Origin of the sequence: Actinoplanes sp. NPDC020271 (assembly GCF_044388125.1) — a bacterium.
Lineage (GTDB): Bacteria > Actinomycetota > Actinomycetes > Mycobacteriales > Micromonosporaceae > Actinoplanes.
Window position 1 is genome coordinate 1 of sequence record NZ_JBIRWQ010000035.1, and the last position, 19821, is coordinate 19821.

Sequence of the window (19821 nt, forward strand, 5' to 3'; positions counted from 1 at the left end):
GCGCCGTCACCAGGCACGAGCCAGACGAGCCCACTATGCCCGCCGCCTCACCCTCGAACTCCAGCCATGATCACGAATGGCGGCTGCCGTACTAGGAGGTAAGCCCCATGATCAATCAGCGCGGCGCCCCGCCCGGTGTATTGGGCGCGCAGATCGTGAAGGGCGCGGCGGACCTGCCGCAAGATCAGCACGGCGTTCCACAGCGCATAGACGCCAGGCTGCGGTCGGAACAGGACGTCGTAAATACCCCGCGAGCCGCGCTCCCATAGGACGTCAAGCGTGGTCGCGATACGGGCAGCGTACTGGCTGTCCGAGTGGGCACATGCGAGCGCGCAAGCAGCCTCGACTACGGAACAGCCGGTATCCGGTTGCGGCTCCAATTCGCCCCGGCGAACGCTGTAGTCGAGCCCGAGCTCAGCTCGCATTTCCTCTAGAATGGCAGCCTGCACGGGATCAAGAGCAATGAAGTCCCTGGCCTCTACCCGATTCTGCCGGTTCGTCGCTTGAGTGGCCTGTTTGGCGAACTCCGCAGCTTTACCCGTCACGATAATGCGCACGCCGACCTGCGCCGAGCCGGCTTCCTCGTCCGCCGCGACAGCCTCCGCCACGGATCGGACCGTCTGCGCGCCGTTGACGACGCTGGCGTTGTGTAGCGTCAGCCCGATCGGTCGCCGATGCGGTGATCGGATGGCTTGTGGTACCGATTCGGCAGATTCGCAGAGGATGGTGACGCCATTGTTGAAGTACCAGAAATTGGCCGGTTCGTTGATCAGGGTACCGATTATCTCATTGTTGATCGGGGTACGGCCGAGAGGATTTCGGATATTCAGGTGAAACAGGCTAGACCCGTGCTCGACCCACTGCGCCACTTGTTCAGCTTCCACCACCCCTTGATAGGACACGTACGGAAAGTCAACCATGAACCAGGGAAAAAGTTCCGCCTGCAACTGCACTGGCCGCGGGGACAGGTCTTCACGGACCGAAGCCCAAACCTCGCGCCCCAGGATGATCCGGCTGTCAAGAACGCTGCCGTGACGATTGAACTCGCGCTCGCCCAGGCTGATGGCATCAAGAAAGCCGAGGGGCACGTCCTCGGCGCGCATCAGGACAACAACCTGCGTCACGGGGACCGGCCCCTGAGACATCACGTTTTTGGCTTGCTCCGCCAAGACACGCCCCCGCAGGTTGAAGGGCGCGAAATCTTCGTCGTCGATGAGCCGAAGCCCGGCGAGGAGTTCCATCACGGCAGAACGATCAGCGTTCGCGTGGCCAGTCTTGCTCCACTTCGCCTGGATCAGGAAAACGTGAGGATCGGGCTTCTCCATCACCGCGATCGCGTCGATTCCCTGATCAGCAACACCGTCGATGACGGCAAGCGCTGAGTCCTGCGGAGTCCAACCGGTCACGATTCTTACCGCCTGCGCCGCGAGTGCCCGAGATAGCTCTCGCGGTTTCCTCTCTTCGACCGGTCGACCTTCCAGATCATCAAGATTGAGAAGGCCGGCGTCTATGTAGGCCGAGCGCAGTGCGGCCTCGACCTGCCGGACCTGCAGAGTCACATCCCGAGAGCCGGGTCGATGGCTGGCCGAACTCACATCGTCCTCCGGGCCGAAGCGGCAGTGTCTGATGTGGATTCTTACATGTACAGACCGATGCTCTCTGCCCGGCCGACCGCGTGACTCAGTCCGAGTCAGGCATCTCCAGCGATACGCCGGAGATGCCCGATCAACGCCTCGGCTTCAACAACCTCTACGGAATCCGAGCCGTAGGCCGTTCGCAGATCTGGCAGGAGTGACACCAACTGGGCAAGAGCCTCGGACACCTGGCCGAGACGGGCAGTGACCACAGCGATCTGGTGCAGGATGCCCAGTCGCTCCGGGCCTGGGCTGTCTTCCAGAAGGCTGCGTAGGGTCCGCAAGGCCTCAGTACCTTCACCCAGTTCGGCCTGACAGGTCGCCATCTGCTGGCGGCACTCGCAGATGAGGGGATGATCCGGACCGTACCGTCCGGCCAGATCGCTACCGAGCTGCTCGAAGGTCACCAAGGCAGTGCGATAGTCACCGGCAAGCATAAGCGCGGCTCCGTAGTCGAGCCGTGCTTCGAGAATCTCCGGAGAACGTACGCCGTAGATCGGCGCGGCGCGCCGGAGCATCGTCTCCAGGGCGTCCGCCGCCTGCCCGAAGCGTTCCCCGTCGATCAGTGCCATCGCCCTGTCGCGGACCTGCTGCACCTCGTCGAGGCTGGGGATGATCTTCGACCCGGCCTGCGCAGCGATCAACCGCTTACCCGCAACGCTCTCCCGCGGCAACGGCCCGAACGGGAAGCGGTAGGGCGAGGTCGGATCGGCGGCGCTGCGATCCTGCGATGCCCGGCGTAGTGCCGGCAGTTCCGGTGCTCCCCACTTGAGCAAGCGGGTGTATACCACCGCCGCCGATTCGGGGCGATCCTGCGGATCCTTGGCGAGCAGTGCGACGAGGAGGTCGTTCAGCTCGCCAGGCACGTCGTCGCGGAATGAGCTGACGTGCGGGATCTCTTCGTCAAGATGCTGGTAGAGCATGCCGAGCGCGCTGTCGGCCAGATATGGTGGCTCACCGACCAGCAGCTCGAAGAGCACACATCCGAGGGCGTAAAGATCAGCACGAGGACCAACCGAGCCCGCCCCAAGAGCCTGCTCCGGCGACATGTAGGTAGGAGTGCCGATGTAATCACCGGTGACAGTCAACTTGGGCAGGTCGTTGTCGAGTACGGCAGCGACACCGAAGTCCAGAACCTTCACCATCCCGGTGGGCGTAAGTATCAGGTTGCCCGGTTTGAGGTCCCGATGCACGAGTGAGGCTGCATGGGCGGAGGCGAGCACTGAGCACATCTGAGCGCCTATGGCAGCCACCCACGGGACAGGGAGCGGCCCCTGCTGGGCGATCAAGTCGGTGAACTCGGTGCCCGGCACGAGCTGCATGACGATGTAGAGATGTTCGTCCAACACCCCGGCGTCATAGACGGCTGGGACACCGGGGTGATCGAGCCGGGCAGTGACCTTGGCCTCGCGTTTGAAGCGTTCCACCACGGCCTGGCGACCGTCATCGCTCGCCAGGCCAGGTTTGAGAAACTTGACCGCGACGGGCCGGTCGAGCCGCTCGTCATAGCCGGCCCAGACCTGCCCCATGCCGCCGCTGCCGATCGCCTCGGTCACTTCGTACCGGTCGGCAATCCGCATCCCCGCCTGCATTGATAACCCCCGTGGTGGCTACCGGCTCACGTGAGGCCGTGCCTCCGGCGGATCAGCCGGTATGCCTGACTACGCGCGAACTCGTTCATGTGGCTGCGCAGCGTCGGATCGTCCAGGTAACGCTGCATCAGCTTTCCGTTGTCGTCGTGCCGAGACAGGATCACATCTTCGATGCGCTTCTCGCACACCACCCCGAAGTTGCTTTCGTCATTGACGAGCGCGGCGGCCTCCACCGCGCCGTCCTCGGCGAGTGCCGCGACCTGCTGCTCGAACCAGACCTTGTCGCCCTCACCCAACCCCATGCCGAACCGGTCGTTGAGCTCGTCGATCAGTTCCGACAGAGCAACCTTGTCCGGGTCGTTCTTTGGGCCGGCGCCACCTCCGGTGAAGCCGGGCAGCATCTGCTCACCTTCGGCTTCCAGCGACGCGTCGTGTGCGGCACCTTTGGTGAGGCGCAGGTGGGTCAGCTGCACCTCACCAATGTCGACCGAGGGGTCTTGACGGCGCGGCAAACGGCTCAGCAGCGCTCGCCCGTACAGGAAAAGCCGCTCGAGATCGGGATCCTGGTAGGGCACCACCTGAGCTAGGAACGCGTACATCCGGGTGTAGTCGCGCAGAGCGGCCCGGAAGCCGTCTGCGGCCTCCGGATCCTCCACCGCCAAGACGACATAGCGGTCGCGCGCCGGGTCCGTGAAGCGATACAACGCGGCGTGTGCCTTCTGCAGCGCGGCGTCGGTCTTCGCCTTGCCCTCGGCTTCGAGAAGAGCTTCGACGTACGCCTGCATCTCCGACTCCACCAGCAACGCGTATGACGTGACCGCGTTCTCCGCCGTATAAAGCAGGTTCGGATCGGTCGGAACCGTCGCCGCGGTCTCGAAGTACGGCTTGAACTGGTCCGCGATGTCGGCGGCCTTGTTCACGAAGTCAAGAACGAACACGTCGCCCTGCGCCTTGAGCGGATGGATGCGGTTGAGCCGTGACAGGGTCTGCACCGCCGCCACGCCTTTCAGCACCTTGTCCACGTACATCGTGGTGAGCAACGGCTGATCGAAGCCGGTCTGGTACTTCTCCGCCACCACGAGGATCTTGAACTCGACCGGCTGCTTCGCCTTGGGCGTCCCGGCGTGCTTGTCGTCGGCGGCCGTGTAGGCAAACCGCTCCGGCAACTCGCTCTCCCCGAAGCCGTTGAGACGAGCCTCGGTCACCTCAGCCTCGTCACCGATCCTGAGTTCGCCTGAGAACGCAACCAACGGCGCACAACCGACGTACCCGTTGGTGTCGATGTACTTCTGGATCGCGGTGTACAGCTTGACCGCCGCCTCCCGGGAACCGGTCACCACCATAGCCTTGGCCCGGCCATCGAGCCGTGACGCAGTGTGCCTCCGGAAGTGCTCGACGATGATCTCCGCCTTCTGCGCCATCATCGTCGGGTGCAGCACTGCAAACCGGGCGAGCTGCGACGACGCCTTCTTCGGGTCGACCTCCGGGTCGTTCGGGTTGTCGTTGGCCAGCTTCCAGTACACGTCGTAGTCCAGGTACTGCCGAAGCACGTCGAGGATGAAGCCTTCCTCGATCGCCTGCCGCATCGAGTACGTGTGGAACGGATGCATGTTGCCGTCCGCACCGAGCGTCCCGAACAGCTCCAGGGTCTTCGGCTTCGGCGTCGCGGTGAACGCAAAGTACGACAGCGTCTCGTGCCGGCCTCGCGCCAGCGCCGACGCGGTGAGTACATCACCGTCGTCGTCGACGTCGTCGCTGCCCTTGCGGAGCAGCACCTTTTTCATCGCGGCGGCACTGTCCCCGGACTGCGACGAGTGCGCCTCGTCGACGATCACCGCGAAGCGCTTGCCGCGTAGCCCCTCCACCTTGTCGAGGATGAAGCCGAACTTCTGCATCGTGCTGATGATGACCTTGGCGGTCTCTCCGGTCAGCGCAGCCGCGAGCTGAGCGGAGTCCTTGTCGATGCGCTGCACCACGCCCGGCACGTGCTCGAACTGAAACACGGTGTCCTGCAACTGCCGGTCCAGCACCACCCGGTCGGTGATGATGATGACTTTGTCGAACACCGGCTCGTTCGCCTTGATGTTCTTCTCCGCGATCGCCTGGCTGGTGTGCAGGCTGGACAACCGGTGCGCCAACCAGGCGATCGTGTTCGACTTGCCGGAGCCGGCCGAGTGCATGACCAGGTAGTTGTCCCCCGAGCCGTGCGCAGCGGCGTGGCTAGTGAGGGTGGTGACCGCATGCCACTGGTGGTAGCGCGGGAAGATCAGCGCCCGCGACTCCTTGTCGGTGTGCAGGAACCGCCGCATCAAGTCCATCCAGGTGTCCGGATGCCACGTCTGCTCCCACAGGTAGGCGGTCCGGTAGCCCTGGGTTGCCGGGTTACCCGCACCGCCGGAAACCCCAGGCCCTTCGGACCCGGTGTTGAACGGCAAGAAGCGGGTCTTCTGCCCCGCAAGCTTGGTGGTGACAAAAACCAAATCAGGATCAACAGCAAAATGCACGAGGGTACGCCGCGAGAACAGCAGCTCCTTCGGATCGCGCTTCTCGCGATACTGCTTCTTGGCGTCCTCGACGGTCTGCTTCGTCAGCGGATTCTTGAGTTCCGCGGTAGCCAACGGGATGCCGTTCACGAAGAGGGCAAGGTCGAGGCTCTTCTCGTCGTTCGCGGAGAAGTGCAACTGCCGGGTCACGCTGAGCCGGTTCGCCCGATACAGCTTCAGCGCGTCATCGGTGATCGAGTGCGCCGGCTTGAAGTACGCCAGCCGGAACAGGATTCCTTTATCCTTAATCCCCCGCCGCAGCACATCAAGCGGCCCGCGCTCATCAATCTGCTTGGCCAGGTATTCCTTGAAGTGCCGCTCCGTCTCGTCAACGTCGTTCCCGTGATAGGCAACCAGCTTCAGCCAAGCATCATTCTGGGTGGCCCCAATGAACGCGAACAACTCCGAGGTGTCCAGCCCCAACTGCCGGTCATAGTTCCCCGCAATCCCCTGATTCCAGCCAGCGTCAAGCAGCGCCTGCTCGATCGCTGCCTCGAATGCGCTCTCCCGGTGCACCTCCACCTCAGCCCACTCCTCGCGCCGTAGTCACATCAATCTGCCTGGTAACCGCCGCCGTAATCAACGCCTGTCGTCGCTCCGCCAGTAACGACAACTGGCGATCGATCGCGTCGAGCGTCCGGTCTAGGCGATTGTTGCCTTCGCGGATTCGCTTGACAATGTCCTTTTGGTCCGACAATGGCGGCAGCGGAACTCGCAGCATCTGCAGGTCCGGAACATAGATTGTTTTGTGAGTCGAACCCATGGCTAGGCGACCCAGCAGATCAGGGCGCATAGCGCGCAGGCACCACAGTAGATAATATGGGTCTAGCTTCGGTCCGCAAGTCCAGGTCACAAAGTCCTGACTGGTGGCCATGTCGCTGGCCATGACGGCTGAGTAGCCAGCGGAGGCAGTTCGGCAGAGCACGACCGTACCCGCCGGATGAAGTTCTGCAGCACTGTTCTGTAGACCAAGTTCAGAAATCTTTTCCCTGGTTTCCACGAGGTCTTCACGTCGGTCGTCACGAACCTGACTCACTTCACCAGTGGTGATCCAAGGAATAGTGCAGTCTACCCACCATTCCGGGTGTGATCTGCTCGGAGTATGCCCACTCCCCATCCGCGCCACAAGGTTCAGCCGCACCGTTTCCCAGGACGCCGGGATGCTTTCCGCCCACGCCAGGCCCGCAGGTCGCCGAGCGCCCGGCATCCCGGCCCCCAGCACATTCCCGCGCACGGCCACCGCCCTCCGAGTCAGCAGCACGCCCCGAAGCTTGGTCAGCAGGAGAGCCAAATCTCCGTTGCGCCCAGTCTCGGCGTCGAGAAATTCGGCAATGCGCCGCTGCTCCTCGATTGGCGGTAGATCTATTTCGAAGGCGCCGACATCGCTCGGATTCACCGCCGGATAGCTTACGCCCACCGACCTGGCGACGACATGCTGGACGAAGGGCTCCGAGCGGCAAAGGTAGTAGAGGAAACCAGGATCCACCTCAGGCTTTGCCTCGAGCACTGCAAAGCCGGTAGAAAACACCAGAGGGCCCTGCGATGGCGGAACGCGGCCGATAGCTCGCAAGTAGGTACGGACAGTCGAGATGATGGTGGCGCCTGCCGGCGCCAGCCGACGAGCCCGCGACGGGGCGACGGCGAACGATGTAGTCGACTCCGGCACCAGGATGCTTCCCACTCCGTCAACCGAGGAAATGTCGACGTAGTGAAACTCGTAGCTAGGTGAGGTTGTTTCCTGAAGGGCCTGTCGGTTGATATAGACAACGTCTTTAAGCCTCATCAGTCACCCCACTCAGCAGCTCCTGAATCTGAGCCTCCAAAGATTTTATCTCGGAGTCGATCTCCGCCAAGGGGCGAGGTGGCTGGTAGACGTAGAAGTGGCGGGTGAGGGGAATCTCGTAGCCGATTTTAGTTTTAGGCTCGTCGATCCAAGCGTCGGGGACGTGTGGGAGGACTTCGCGCTTCAGATAGTCGTCGATATCCTCGTTCAAGGGGACATTCTCGTTGTCGCGCAGGTCCGGGTCGGGCAACGGCTTGCCCTTACGGTCGGTCTGGATCTCACCTTCCGGGTCCCTGATCGAAAACGCTTCCCAGACTGCCTTCTCCACGGGCGTCGGCAGCTTGCCTAGCGCGGCCAGCTTCAGAGCGAACTCAGAGCGGCTGCTGGCCGCCGAGCCGATCAAAGACTTAGCCGTGGCCAGCAGCGCTTCGCTTCCGTTGTACCGCAGAATCGGTTTGGCCTCAGAGAGAAGCCCAAGCGTCTCCTCGGTGATCTCGAAGCGCAGGCGGAGTGGGCGCTCGACGGTGATGCGCTGGTAGCCGAAGTCGGTGGTCTGGAAGACTTTTACCTTGCTGTACTGCTCGTGGGCCGGGTCGTCGGCGATGGCGAGGGCTCCCACGTAGGCCTGCGTGAGCGCGGCGATATGGTCGTCGTTGAGCATCTTGCGTTTGTCGCCAAGGCTCTTACGCATTTTGACCCAGCAATCGCGGCCGTCAAGCAGGACGACTTTCTTGCGGCGAGAGGGCGCCTTGCGGTTGGTGAGGATCCAGAAGTACGTCGAGATACCCGTGTTGTAGAAGAGCTGGTCAGGCAGGGCGACGATGCCTTCAAGGAGGTCGTTCTCCAGGATCCAGCGTCTGATCTCCGACTCCCCCGAGCCGGCCGCGCCGGTGAAAAGTGGCGAGCCGTTGAAGACGATTGCCAGGCGGCTGCCACCGTCCTCAAAACGCTTCATCTTTGAAATCATGTGCTGGAGGAAGAGCAGCGACCCGTCGTTGATCCGGGGCAGACCAACACCGAAGCGTCCCACGTGGCCGCGCGCCGCCTCGTCCTTGACGATCTTTTCGACCTTTTTCCAATCCACACCGAACGGCGGGTTAGCCAGCATGTAGTCGAACCGCTGGCCCTCATGCCCGTCATGGCTGAACGAGTTGCCGAAGGCGATGTTGTTCGGGTTGCTGCCCTTCATCATCATGTCGGAGCGGCAGATCGCGTACGTCTCGCCGTTGAGCTCCTGGCCATACACCTCGACGGTGGCGTGCGCGTTGTGCGCCTCGATGTGGTCCTGGGCCTCGCTGAGCATGCCGCCGGTGCCGCACGCCGGGTCGTAGATCTTCTTCACGATGCCGGGCGTGACCAGGTCGTCCTCGTCCGGGGCGAGCAGCAGGTTGACCATCAGCTTGATAACCTCGCGCGGGGTGAAGTGCTCACCGGCGGTCTCGTTGCTGATCTCGGAGAACTTCCGGACGAGTTCCTCGAAGATGTAGCCCATCTGATGGTTGCTGACCACGTTGGGCCGCAGGTCGATCTCGACGAACTTGCTGACCACCTGGTAGAGCAGCCCGGCCTCGTCGAGGCGGGTGATCTGGGCGTCGAATCCGTATTTGTCCAGGACGTCGACGGCTCCCTCGGAGAAACCGCCGATGTACGACCTGAGGTTCGTGGCGACGTGGTTCGGGTCGCTCACGATCGCGCGGAATGTCAACTCACTGGTGTTGTAGAAGTTCCGGCCGGCCTCGCGCCGGAGCACCGGCTCCATGTTCTTGACCCCGGCATCCTTGAGCTGCTGGTAGCGGCTCAGCACGGCATTCTTGGTGGGTTCCAGGACCCAGTCGAGACGGCGGAGCACCGTCAGCGGCAAGACGACCTTGCCGTACTCGGACTGCTTATAGTCGCCCCGCAGCAGGTCGGCGACCGACCAGATGAAGTTGGCGAGTTTCTGGTGATCAGTGCTCACCGAGATCCTTTCCTCAGTTCTCTTCAGTGGGGCGCAGCTTGCCGGAGGTCAGCCCCTCAGCGGTCAGCCGAGCCATATCGGCAGTCAGGGACGCGACTTGCTGCGCAAGGGTGTTGAAGTCGTCCAGTGCTCGGAACACTTCGCCGTGGCGATGCTGCTCCGCAACGGGAATGCGGGGAACCTGGGCCTTGCGCACGTCGATGCGCATGCCACCAGAAGAACTGGTGGTCAATCGCTCGTTCGATTCGGTGCGCAGGTAGCCGAGAAGGAACCACGGGTCGACGGCGTCCGGCTTCGGCCGCAGCAGGTACATATTGCGACCGAGCAGGCTGCCGCCTGCATCCGCGACATAGCGGGCCACCATCTGCCGGGCCACCAGCGGGATGACGATGTCGCCGTCTTGGAGCGGAATGCGCTGCGAGGGCCGTTCTTCTCCCCCTCTCGAAGCGCTGCTGCCGAGAACGACATCCTTCGCGGTCAGCACCGGAGTGTCATCGACCACGTCGTCGGTTCCGGCGTCCCGGATCGGGCCGAGGATTTCCAGTACGCCGGCACGTCCGAGGTCTGCTATCGATACGGTGGGCGGAGGTGCGCCGTCAGACGCCGATGGCAGCGCCGGAATGCCCTTCGACAATGCCTTTACCTGTTTCGCGACCGCCGCGTGTAACGCGCGCAGTTCGCCGGCGACGTCATCGTGGTCAGCCCCGATCGGCGCCCGCCGGGCTGGCGCCAGGTCAACCTCTTCATCCAGAAGTTCGATCACCGGCACGGGGTAGGCGAACGACGGGTCCCCGGCGTCGCCTTCGTCGAGGAACGCGGAAACCGCGATCTCCACGCGCTGCAGGATCTCGTTGTCGTCGCGCATGTCCCGCGTGGCAAGGATCGACGCGTCAGCCAGGAGTACGTCGGGCGGCGGTGCCTGAGTCGGGCGTTGAAGGATCCAGAGCTGAAGATTCACCGCGTACGAGGGTGTGACGCGCTGAGGTAACGCAACGACCGCCCGTAGTGCCCCGCGACGGAGCAGATCGGCCCGAATCCGGCGACCGGCTCGGCGACCGGCGACCGAGGGGGGCATCAGCAGCACGGCTCGGCCACCTGGCTTGAGGTGCGCGTAGGCGTGTTGCACCCACGCGAGCTCGGGTTCCGTACGTGGTGGCACGCCGAACTCCCAGCGATGATCACCGCCGAGTTCTTCCTGGCCCCAGTTACTGAGTCCGAACGGCGGATGCGCAACGACCGCGTCGACCATCACGCCGGGGAACGCATCATGCCGGAGCGAGTCCCCGGTGCGGATCTCTCCCTGAAACTCGTTGACCACGAGAGAGAGCCGGGCGAGACGTGCCAGAGAGGCGTCGACATCTTGCCCGTAGACACACGAAGCACCGACTCTTGCGGCTGCGTATAGGACATGGCCGGTGCCGCATGCCGGGTCCAGGACCGTGCCCCCTCGCACCCGCGCGAGGTTGATCATCGTGGCGGCGAGCGGCTCCGGAGTCGTGACCAGGCGTGGACCGATCTGCTCGGAGAATCGCCACCACAACTGCTCGAAGATCCCCTCGCGGCCGCCCTTGCCGAGTCGCTCGGCGAGGGAGTCAAGATTTGCGCGGAGTGCCTCGAATAGCAGCGGTCGTTCACCGCTGAGGTGCTCGCCGACCAACGCGAGCGCCTCGGCGGGGTCGGACTCGGCCGCGAGGAGGTTGCGCCAGAACAGGTCTTCCTCGGGCACGGCGCCGAGCTTCTCATTCTCCACCAGCCAGCGCTCGACTTGCTCAAGGTCGAACTGGGGGCTGGCCGCCGTACCACCGACCGGAACGGGGAACGTGTCGTAACGCTTTCGCCAGTTGCTCACGGCGGCGCGGCCGACTCCCGCGATGCGAGCGATGTCAGCTGCGGTAACCCTCGCTGTCCGTTGCACAACGGGGAGTGTACACGGTCGTCAAGCCGAACGTCCGTTGACACGCTTGACAGACGATGCTTCTATAAATGGCGTCACGGCGCAGTTGAGCCGTGAGCACACTCTCTACCGTCAAAGGAGCACTCGTGACCTATTCCCAGCAGCAGCCTCAGCACGGTTCCGGACCGGCCGCACCGTTTGCGCCGGTCCCGCCGCCGGTCAAGAAGAAGCGCAAGCTGCTCTGGATCGTCGGCGGGTTCGTCGGCCTGATGCTGATCGCTTGCATCGGTGCGGTGGCCTCCGGCGGAGACGACGACGCGACAAGCGCGACGGCGGACGTCGCGGTCGAGACGACGAAGGCAGCACAGAAGACAGCAAAGACCGAGGCCCAAAAGGGGGAGGAGAAAACGGCGGGGCTGAAGGACGCGGTGAGGGACGGAAAGTTCGAGTTCACGGTGACCGGCGTGAAGTGTGGGGTCGGCAAGATCGGGTCGGATGTCCTCGGGCAGAAGGCTCAGGGGCAGTTCTGCCTGGTGGACGTGCAGGTGAAGAACATCGGGAAGGAAGCGCAGACCTTCGCCGACTCGGTGCAGAAGGCGTTCGACGCCAAGAAGGTCGAGTACTCAGCGGACTCCGGGGCCGCCATTTACGCCAACGAGGACAGCCAGGTCTTCTTCACCGAGATCAACCCCGGGAACACGGTCAAGGGGAAGCTCGTCTTCGACGTGCCGAAGGGGACCCAGCTCACGTCGATCGAGCTGCACGACTCGATGTTCTCCGGCGGCGTGACGGTGGCGCTGCGATGACCCTTCCCGAGAAGAGCCGCAGCACCGCTGGGATCGTCACCACCGTCGGTGCCGGTGTGGTGATCCTGATGGCGCTCACCGTCCTGGGCACCTTGGCGATCACCCGCGACGACAAGCCGGAGGCCGTCGCTTCACCCGCGACGGCGAGCGCCTGGGATCTCGAGCAGGCGGCGAACGATACGGAGCCTGAGCCGGCTGCGACCACGGCAGCGCCCGGGCCGACGCCGGCCGCCTCGGATCTCACCCTGACGCCGAAGATCACCAGGAAGCAGTGCTTCGGCTCGGCCGGGTGCCACGTCGACATCAAGGTCGAGGTCGGCTACGCCGGGCCCACGCTCTCCGAGGATGACACCTGGGAGGTGACCTACCAGGTCAGCGGGGCCGAGAGCGGCCCGATCGTCGGGACGTTCGAGCTGACCGGGACCAAGTACGACCAGGACGAGATCTCGCTGAGCACCAGGACCAGCAGCACCAAGATCAGCGTCAAGGTCACCGACATCGCCGGGATCCCCGGGTGAAAAAGTACACCTACCTCGAACGGCGCTCCGCCGACCTGCACGTGGTCGCCGAGTGGGACGACTCCGAGTCCGAGGTCTACCCGGTCGGCCCGCGCCGGCTCGTCGTCGAACTGACCCGTCCGGTGCCGGCGGGGATCACCTCCACCATCCTGCGCCAGGCGGATCGATACCTCGGTGACATGTCTGCCGAGTTCAACGAGGTGCTGTCCGTCGGCGGGTTTCGAACCATGGTGCGGCAGTACGCCGAGAGCCGCCTGGCCGAATTGCCGGCGGACGGCGACGCCTACCATCGCGGTCTGCTCGCCCTCCGCGACGAGCTGGTGCAACGCGGTGAGACGAGCCCGGATCACGTGCTGTCCAGCGCGATGCGCGTCCCCCTGGAAACCCTGCAGGCCTGCCTGGAAGTGGCCCGGAAGCGCCTGAGCGAACGGAAAGAAGAGCTATGACGAGCGGAATGTCCGAGTACGAGACTCGGGCGTGGGCCGACCTGCTGAACGGCGAGCGGAAGCGCCGTACCAGCGCCAGAACTCGCGTGGCCGGCAAAGTAGCGCTTGTCACCAAGCGCGCCGGCGAGCAGCTCCGGAAGGTCCCTGGTGCCGGGAAGGCCTTGGAAGTCGGCGACGAAACCATCGGCAAGGCCCTGGAAGGCGCTTTCAAGGCGGTCTTTCTCCCCTCGGTGCGGTCCGTGTCCCTGGACAGGCGTGTGGAGAAGCTGCGGAGCACGCACCCGGACCTGGATGCGGAGTCACTGTTCACGTCGCTCGACCTCAAGGAGCTCGACAAGGGCCGACCGGCGTTGACGATCCCGTTCCTCGGGGTCGTCGAGTCCGGCGTCGCTTCCGTCGTGGTCACCGGAGCTACCGTCAGCACGACTGTCAGCGGTGGTACGACGGCGGGAGTGGCACTCCTCGCGGTGGCGTCTGATGCGGCGGCCTCGCTGGCCCTCCTCGGCCGGGCGGTGGCCGAGGTCGCCGTCCACTACGGCTACGACCCGGAGGAGCCCGGCGAGGAGTTGTTCCTCATGGGCGTCCTGAACTACAGCATGGCGTCGTCGTCCGCGAGCAAGACGGCCGCGATGGCGAGCCTGTCCCGGCTCACCCAGCAGATGATGCGGCGCGCGACATGGGAGCAGCTGGGCAAGGCACCGGTGGTCAAGGTTCTTTCGCAGATCTTCAAGCTGCTCGGATTCAAGTTGACCAAAACAAAGCTCGCCCAGGTCGTGCCGATCGCCGGCAGCATTCTCTCGGCCGGGCTCAGCTTCAACATGCTCCACTCGGCGATCGACGACGCGACCCGGCTCTACCGTGCCCGCTATCTCGCGGAGAAGCACGGGCTGTCGTGGGACGAATGGGTCGCCCAGCCGTCACCCGCCGCCGCCGACGCGGTCGTGGATGCGACGGTCGACGAGATCGACGATCTGCTCGACGAGGTCACCGCCGGCGAGCCGAGGCCCGACGCCGCGCGACCGCCGCACAGCCAGCTTTCAGCTTCACCACCGGAGACTTCCGCACCATGATCAACAATTCGAGAACCAGCAAGCTCGTCTACGGTTACCTGCCCGATCTCGAGACTTTCGCCTTCGCCGACGACACGACCGCCGCCGACGAGGCTCGGGAGATCGAGGCAATCGCCGCTGCCGGGACGTTCGGTGCGGCGCGCAAGGTGGAAGTCCGGCATGTCTCCTACAACCCGGCCGACCCCGACTGCGTCAGCGGCGACGGCCACGACGATGACGAGCCCTTTGACGTCCGGCAGGTAGGGGCCGTCATTGCGGGTGACTGGCCGCGGATGGTGGCTGATCGCTCGTTCACGCTGCTGCCCGAGGACCTGCAGGCGGAGTTCGGCACGATCGCCGATACCACCCTCAACGGTGACTATCTCGAGATTCCGGTGTCCGCCGAGCACGGGATCGTCGCGGCACTGCGTAAGCGTGGTTACGACGTCCGCCGCGACGACGAGCTCGTCAATGTCCTGGACGGCGCGACGATCCGAGCCTGACGGACAGCAAGGTTCGCCCGAACAGCCCCGGTCGGCTACCCACCGATCACTCTCGATCGCGATAGCCTCGGCGGGCTGTGCCCGGTTCGGAAAAGGAGTACATCGGCCCATGACCTCGCTGCTGTTCGACGAGGATGCGCCCGCCACCATCCGCGACCGGGCCGCCGCCCTGACCGAGTACCTGCTGGCGGTCCGCGCGCAGATGGAACGCCCAGCCCGGGCCGTGCCGACCGGCGCCGCCATCTGGGAGCACCGACTGCCGGAGCTGAGCTCGCACCTGCAGCTCGGGCCGGGCGGCGACGAGACGAGCTGGCTGCGAGTCACCCGGCCGCCGATGCCGAAGGTGGCCACGTTGGTGGCCCCGCCACGGATCGCTCCGCTGCTGGACGGTCCCCTGCAGCTCGATCGGGAACCCGCGTTCCAAGCGCCGGCGGGCACCAGCCCGGAACGGACCCGACGCCTCGCCGAAGAGGTGGCCGCCTGGGTCGCCGCCAACTGGCGGCCGTGGGTGGCTCAACACAGCCAGGTGGTGGCCACTCGGCAGTTGTACACGCGACTCAACGAGATGCGCAGCCGGCTCGACATGAACGCGGCCACCGAGGAGCTGGTGTGGGGGCACGGCGTCCTGCATCTGGACATCGCCGGCCAGCAGGTGCGATATCCATTGGTGACAACTCCGGTAGCGATCGAGTACGACCCGGACAAGGGCATGGTCAGCGTGTCCCCGCAGGGACCGTCCCGGCTACAGACGGACGCCCTGTCCGGTCTCGATGACAAGCACCTGCGGCAGCTGCTCGCGCTCGGCGACAACGGCGTGATCACGGTTGACCTGTGGGATCAGCTCGAACGGCGCGAATTGCTGGAACGGGCCCTGCGCCGGCTCGGCCACGAATCGCTGCTGCGGGACGCTACCGGTCCGGCGATCGGTGAGCCACACATCCATGACACCGGGGTGCTGTTCGTACGTCCCAAGCAGCGCATGCTGCGCCGGTTCCTGGAAAGCTTCCGCGACCGGCTCGTCGATGGCAGCACCGAGAGCGTCGGCGCGCTCGCGTCGATCCTGGCTCACGAGCCGAGCAGGCTGCGGATGCCCGGTGAGGATCCGCAGCGCTGGGGCTCGGTCGGTGGCCGGTTGTTGATGCCGCTGCCCACCAACGAGGCGCAGGAGTCGATCGCCCGCCGCCTGTCGGCCAACCGCAACGTCGCGGTGCAGGGGCCGCCCGGCACGGGTAAGACCCACACCATCCGCAACCTGATCTGCCATCTGATGGCCAATGGCAAGCGGGTCCTGGTCGTGGCGCAGAAGGAAGACCCGCTGCGGGTGCTGCGCGACGGTCTACCCGACGAGGTCAAGTCGCTGTGCCTGGCCGTGCTGGGCCGATCGGCTGACCAGCTCGTCCAGCTTCAACTGGCCGCCCGGGAGCTCTCCGACCGGGCCGCCACCCTCGATCAGCGGCGCGAGCAGAGCCTCATCTCGTCGCTCACCACTCAGATCGAGGAGGCGGAACGCGAGCTCGGCCGCACCCTGGCCGCGCTGCGATCGATCGCCGAGAGCGACGCACGCACGTACCGCATCGATGATGCCCTGCTGAACGCGGCCGACATCGGTGAATGGCTCGCGGCTCGCGAGGAGGCATTCGGCGATATCCCGGACGCGGTCCGCGACGAACAGCCTGCGCCGCTGACCGCCGACCAGTTCACGCTGCTGCTGGATCTCGCTCAACGGCTCAGCCAGCAGGACCGGGTGCAGAGCCTGCGCCACCTGCCCGTGCATGCGGACCTGCCGCAGAGCAGTGCTGTTCTGGCCGCCCGGCAGCGCCTCGCCACACTCGCCGCGGCCCTCGGTGAGTTGTCGAACGCCGGCGTGCACCTGGAGGCCGTCCGTCAATTCGGCCCGGAGGGATTCGCCGATCTGGCCCGGCGGCTCAATGACGCGATCAACTTGCTGCGCCGGCGCGAGGGCGCCTGGGTGGACCGGCTCGGTCAGCAGCTCGCCGACCCGCAGTGGCAGCAGCTGTGGAGCCAGCACGTCTCCGCCTGCCAGACCGCGATCACTCAACTCGCCGGGTTGACGGTGGCGCTCGGCGGACATGTGGTCACGGTCGCTGAGGGGTATGCATCTCAGCCGCGCCAGTTGCAGACCGACCTGGCCGAGATCCGGCAGCGGTTCGCGGCCGGCAAGAGCGTCAGCCGGCTGTTCCAAAGCAGTCTCGCAAAACTGGTCGCCGAGTGCCTGGTCGACGGCGAGCCGTTGCGCACCGTCGAGGACGTGGACCTGGTCAGTGCCTCGGTGATGCGTATGCAGGTGCGCAACCAGCTCGCCGGTCGGTGGATCGACTGGACCCAGTGGCTGGCCATCCCCGCCACCGAGATGCAGGGTGCTCCGGAGATGTGGGTCAGCACGCTGATCGAGCAGGCCAGGGTCGCGGTCCGCTGGGATCACGACGAATGGCCCGGACTGTATGCGGCCCTCCGCCAGGTGATTCCGCAGCTGGAACCGCGGACCGCCTCGGCTGCTCTGCAACCTGTCGCGGATCTGATGGACAGAGCGACAGCGCTTTTCGAGTACGACCGGCTGACCGCCGCGCAGAACACGGTGGCCGCTGTGTTGCAGCAGGGCATGTCGCATCCCGAGGCAAGCGATCTGTGGCGCATCCTCGATCTGCAGTGGCAGAACCCGCAGCTCGCCGGCTGGGATGAGACCTGCGCGGAGATCCGGCGGCTTGCCGCGCTGCGCCCGGAGGCGACCACCTATGCCGGGCTGGCCGCTCGCCTTACGGCGGTCGCACCGCTGTGGGCCGGTGAGATCGATGCCGGCAAGGCGGCTGCGCTGCAGGGAACCGGCCCGGACTGCCTGCTGCGCTGGCGGTGGCGGCAGGTGCAGACCTGGTTCGACCAGGTCATCGGCGACCTCGACGCGGAGACGTTGAGCCGGCGGGTTGAACGTTCCCGGGAGAGCATCCGCAGCCTGACCCGTGAACTCGTCGTCGCCTCGGCCTGGCTGGCGGTGTCCCAGTCGCTCGACGACCGTAAACGCGCGGCACTGGCCGACTGGGCCACTTCATTGCGCAAAATTGGCAAAGGTACGGGTAAAAAGGCGTCCCACTGGCAGGCAGAGGCGCAGCGCCAGATGGCCGCCGCGGTCGAAGCCGTACCGGTATGGGTCATGTCAATCGACCGGGCCGTGGAGCAGTTCACCAACGGCGCCCGCTTCGATGTGATTATCGTCGACGAGGCATCGCAGGCGGACATGTTTGCCCTGCCGGTGCTCGCCCTCGCCGAACGTGCCGTGGTGGTCGGCGACGACCAGCAGATCGGCCCGCAGCTCACCTTCATCGGTGACGTCCAGGGCCTGATCGAGGCGCACATGGAGGGTGTGCCGTCGGCGAATCAGTTCGATCCCGAGGGCAGTCTTTACGATCACGCGGTACGTCGCTCGGACCGCATTCTGCTGACCGAGCACTTCCGATGCGTTCCGCAGATCATCGAGTTCTCCAGCGCCAACTACTACGACCACAAGATCGAGCCGCTGCGCACGGACCGGCCGGCCGGCATCGGTGCTCCGGTGCGGACGGTGCACGCTCCGGCCGGCATCCGGCAGGCAGTGGGCTCGTTCGGCGACGTCAATGTCGAAGAGGCTCGTCTGCTCGTGGAACGGGTGGAGTCGATCGTGGCCGACCCCGCGTACGAGGGTAAGACTCTCGGCGTGATCAGCCTGCTCAGCACCAGTGATCAAGGCATGTACCTGCTGCAGCGCCTGCAGGAGAGGATCGGGCTCGACGAGATGGAGCGCCGGCGCCTGCGGGTCGGCGACTCCTACACGTTCCAGGGCGACGAACGCGATGTCGTACTGCTGTCGCTGGTTGCTTCTTCGCATGAGCGGATCGCGCCGTTCACCAAGCGCGACTATCACCGGCGGGTCAACGTGGCCGCGTCACGGGCACGGGATCAGCTGTGGGTGTTCCATTCTTTCCAGCCCAGCGATGTACCCGCCGATGATGCCCGCGGCCGGTTGCTCAGCTACTGCCAGAACGTCGGCTCGGCTACCGAGGCCTACGAGGACCTGGAGAAGCGCTGCGACAGCGACTTCGAGCGCGCGGTGCTCAAGCAGATGCTGCTGCGCGACCTCCGGCCGCTCCCCCAGTTCAAGATCGGCAGCTATCGGATCGATTTCGTGCTGCCCCTGGCCGACGGGCGCCGGCTGGCCGTCGAGTGCGACGGCGATGCCTATCACGGGCCCGAGAAGTGGGAGGAGGACATCCGGCGGCAGGCCCTGCTGGAGCGAGTTGGCAACTGTGTGTTCGTCCGCATCCGGGGCAGCGCGTTCAGCCGCAGTCCAGCGGCTGCGATGGAGCCGCTGTGGCGTCGCATTGAAGAGCTCGGCGGTGTCGCGGCTCCCGAGCCCGTTGCCGAGCTGATCGTTGAGCCGCTTGTCGAGCCCGCCGAACCGGTTACCGAGCTCTCCGAACCAGGGGTGATCGAGCCGGAACCTGTCGAGTTGGATGTCGTCGAACCCGACGTCATCGCTGTGCCAGCGCCCGAGCCCGTTCCTGCAGCGCCACCCGCACCTAGGGTGATCACGGTGCGGCCTGCTCCGCAACCCCGGGCAGCAGCCTCGAGCGAGGACACATTCTCGACCGAGGAGATGGAGGCCGCCGCCGGCGCCTCGCGCTATGTTCCGGTTCCAGAGGGATTCCGCAGCGTCGCGTGGGTTCGCCCGAGCGAGGCCGAGGCGGCGATACGTGCGTACCAGACGAAGGTTGACGCTCCGGTCCGGGAGAACGGCAAAGTCGTCGGCTGGATCCGCTACTACTCCGACAACTCCCCTGACGCGATCAAGTACCGCGCCAACGCGCTGCTGGAACGCGCATCGCCCAGCGGCGCCCGGTTCATCTGCTGGCTGCGCGAGTCGGAGGCCGAATCGCTGGTGCGGGCCTCGCACATCCGTGCCGGAGTGCCAGTAGTCGAGTTCCGACGCGGCGCGATAGGCCACGTCGAGTACTACTCTCCCGCCACCGCCGAGGCGATCCGCTTCCGCAGTGTCACCCGTCTGTTGCGCAAGCGCGGCGCGGGACTGTAGCGCACCGGCTGGACCG

The 19821-nt window shown here is 65.1% G+C and carries 12 protein-coding genes; 6 read left to right on the top strand and 6 right to left on the bottom strand.

From position 1 onward, the window contains the following. Positions 1-47: 47 nt before the first annotated feature. From ACH442_RS42755 to ACH442_RS42780, 6 genes are all read right to left on the bottom strand, one after another. Positions 48-1559: an AIPR family protein gene (locus ACH442_RS42755; RefSeq protein ID WP_396343885.1), complete on the bottom strand. Its 1512-nt coding sequence runs from the start codon at positions 1557-1559 to the stop codon at positions 48-50. Between the two features lie 131 nt (positions 1560-1690). Next, positions 1691-3214 carry a protein kinase gene (locus ACH442_RS42760; protein ID WP_396343886.1) on the bottom strand — a complete coding sequence of 508 codons (1524 nt, stop codon included), beginning with the start codon at positions 3212-3214 and terminating at the stop codon, positions 1691-1693. Positions 3215-3252: 38 nt separating this feature from the next. Next, the gene (locus ACH442_RS42765; RefSeq protein WP_396343887.1) at positions 3253-6291 is read right to left on the bottom strand and encodes a type I restriction endonuclease subunit R; all 3039 of its coding nucleotides are present in this window, start codon (positions 6289-6291) and stop codon (positions 3253-3255) included. A gap of 1 nt (position 6292) precedes the next feature. Then, complete coding sequence (locus tag ACH442_RS42770; protein WP_396343888.1) at positions 6293-7552, bottom strand: restriction endonuclease subunit S; 1260 nt, start codon at positions 7550-7552, stop codon at positions 6293-6295. After that, the gene (locus ACH442_RS42775) at positions 7542-9509 is read right to left on the bottom strand and encodes an N-6 DNA methylase (RefSeq protein WP_396343889.1); all 1968 of its coding nucleotides are present in this window, start codon (positions 9507-9509) and stop codon (positions 7542-7544) included. Before ACH442_RS42775 ends, ACH442_RS42770 begins: the two co-directional genes overlap by 11 nt. 13 nt (positions 9510-9522) lie before the next feature. Then, the gene (locus tag ACH442_RS42780) at positions 9523-11358 is read right to left on the bottom strand and encodes an N-6 DNA methylase (RefSeq protein ID WP_396343890.1); all 1836 of its coding nucleotides are present in this window, start codon (positions 11356-11358) and stop codon (positions 9523-9525) included. Positions 11359-11549: 191 nt separating this feature from the next. Here ACH442_RS42780 and ACH442_RS42785 point away from each other — a divergent pair, with 191 nt between their 5' ends. From ACH442_RS42785 to ACH442_RS42810, 6 genes are all read left to right on the top strand, one after another. Continuing rightward, positions 11550-12209 (top strand): DUF4352 domain-containing protein, encoded by a 660-nt coding sequence (locus tag ACH442_RS42785; RefSeq protein ID WP_396343891.1) that lies wholly within the window; start codon positions 11550-11552, stop codon positions 12207-12209. Then, a complete protein-coding gene (locus tag ACH442_RS42790) occupies positions 12206-12727 on the top strand; it encodes a hypothetical protein (RefSeq protein WP_396343892.1) in 522 nt (173 codons plus the stop codon). Before ACH442_RS42785 ends, ACH442_RS42790 begins: the two co-directional genes overlap by 4 nt. Continuing rightward, positions 12724-13173, top strand: a complete 450-nt coding sequence (locus ACH442_RS42795; protein WP_396343893.1) for a hypothetical protein — start codon at positions 12724-12726, stop codon at positions 13171-13173. Before ACH442_RS42790 ends, ACH442_RS42795 begins: the two co-directional genes overlap by 4 nt. 8 nt (positions 13174-13181) lie before the next feature. Then, positions 13182-14243, top strand: coding sequence for an EcsC family protein (locus tag ACH442_RS42800; protein ID WP_396343894.1), 1062 nt, complete (start codon positions 13182-13184; stop codon positions 14241-14243). Next, a complete protein-coding gene (locus tag ACH442_RS42805) occupies positions 14240-14725 on the top strand; it encodes a hypothetical protein (protein WP_396343895.1) in 486 nt (161 codons plus the stop codon). The genes ACH442_RS42800 and ACH442_RS42805 overlap by 4 nt, the downstream gene beginning before the upstream one ends. 109 nt (positions 14726-14834) lie before the next feature. Further along, entirely contained in the window at positions 14835-19805 is a 4971-nt protein-coding gene (locus tag ACH442_RS42810) for an AAA domain-containing protein (RefSeq protein ID WP_396343896.1), read from the top strand. The last annotated feature ends 16 nt before the right edge of the window (positions 19806-19821 follow it).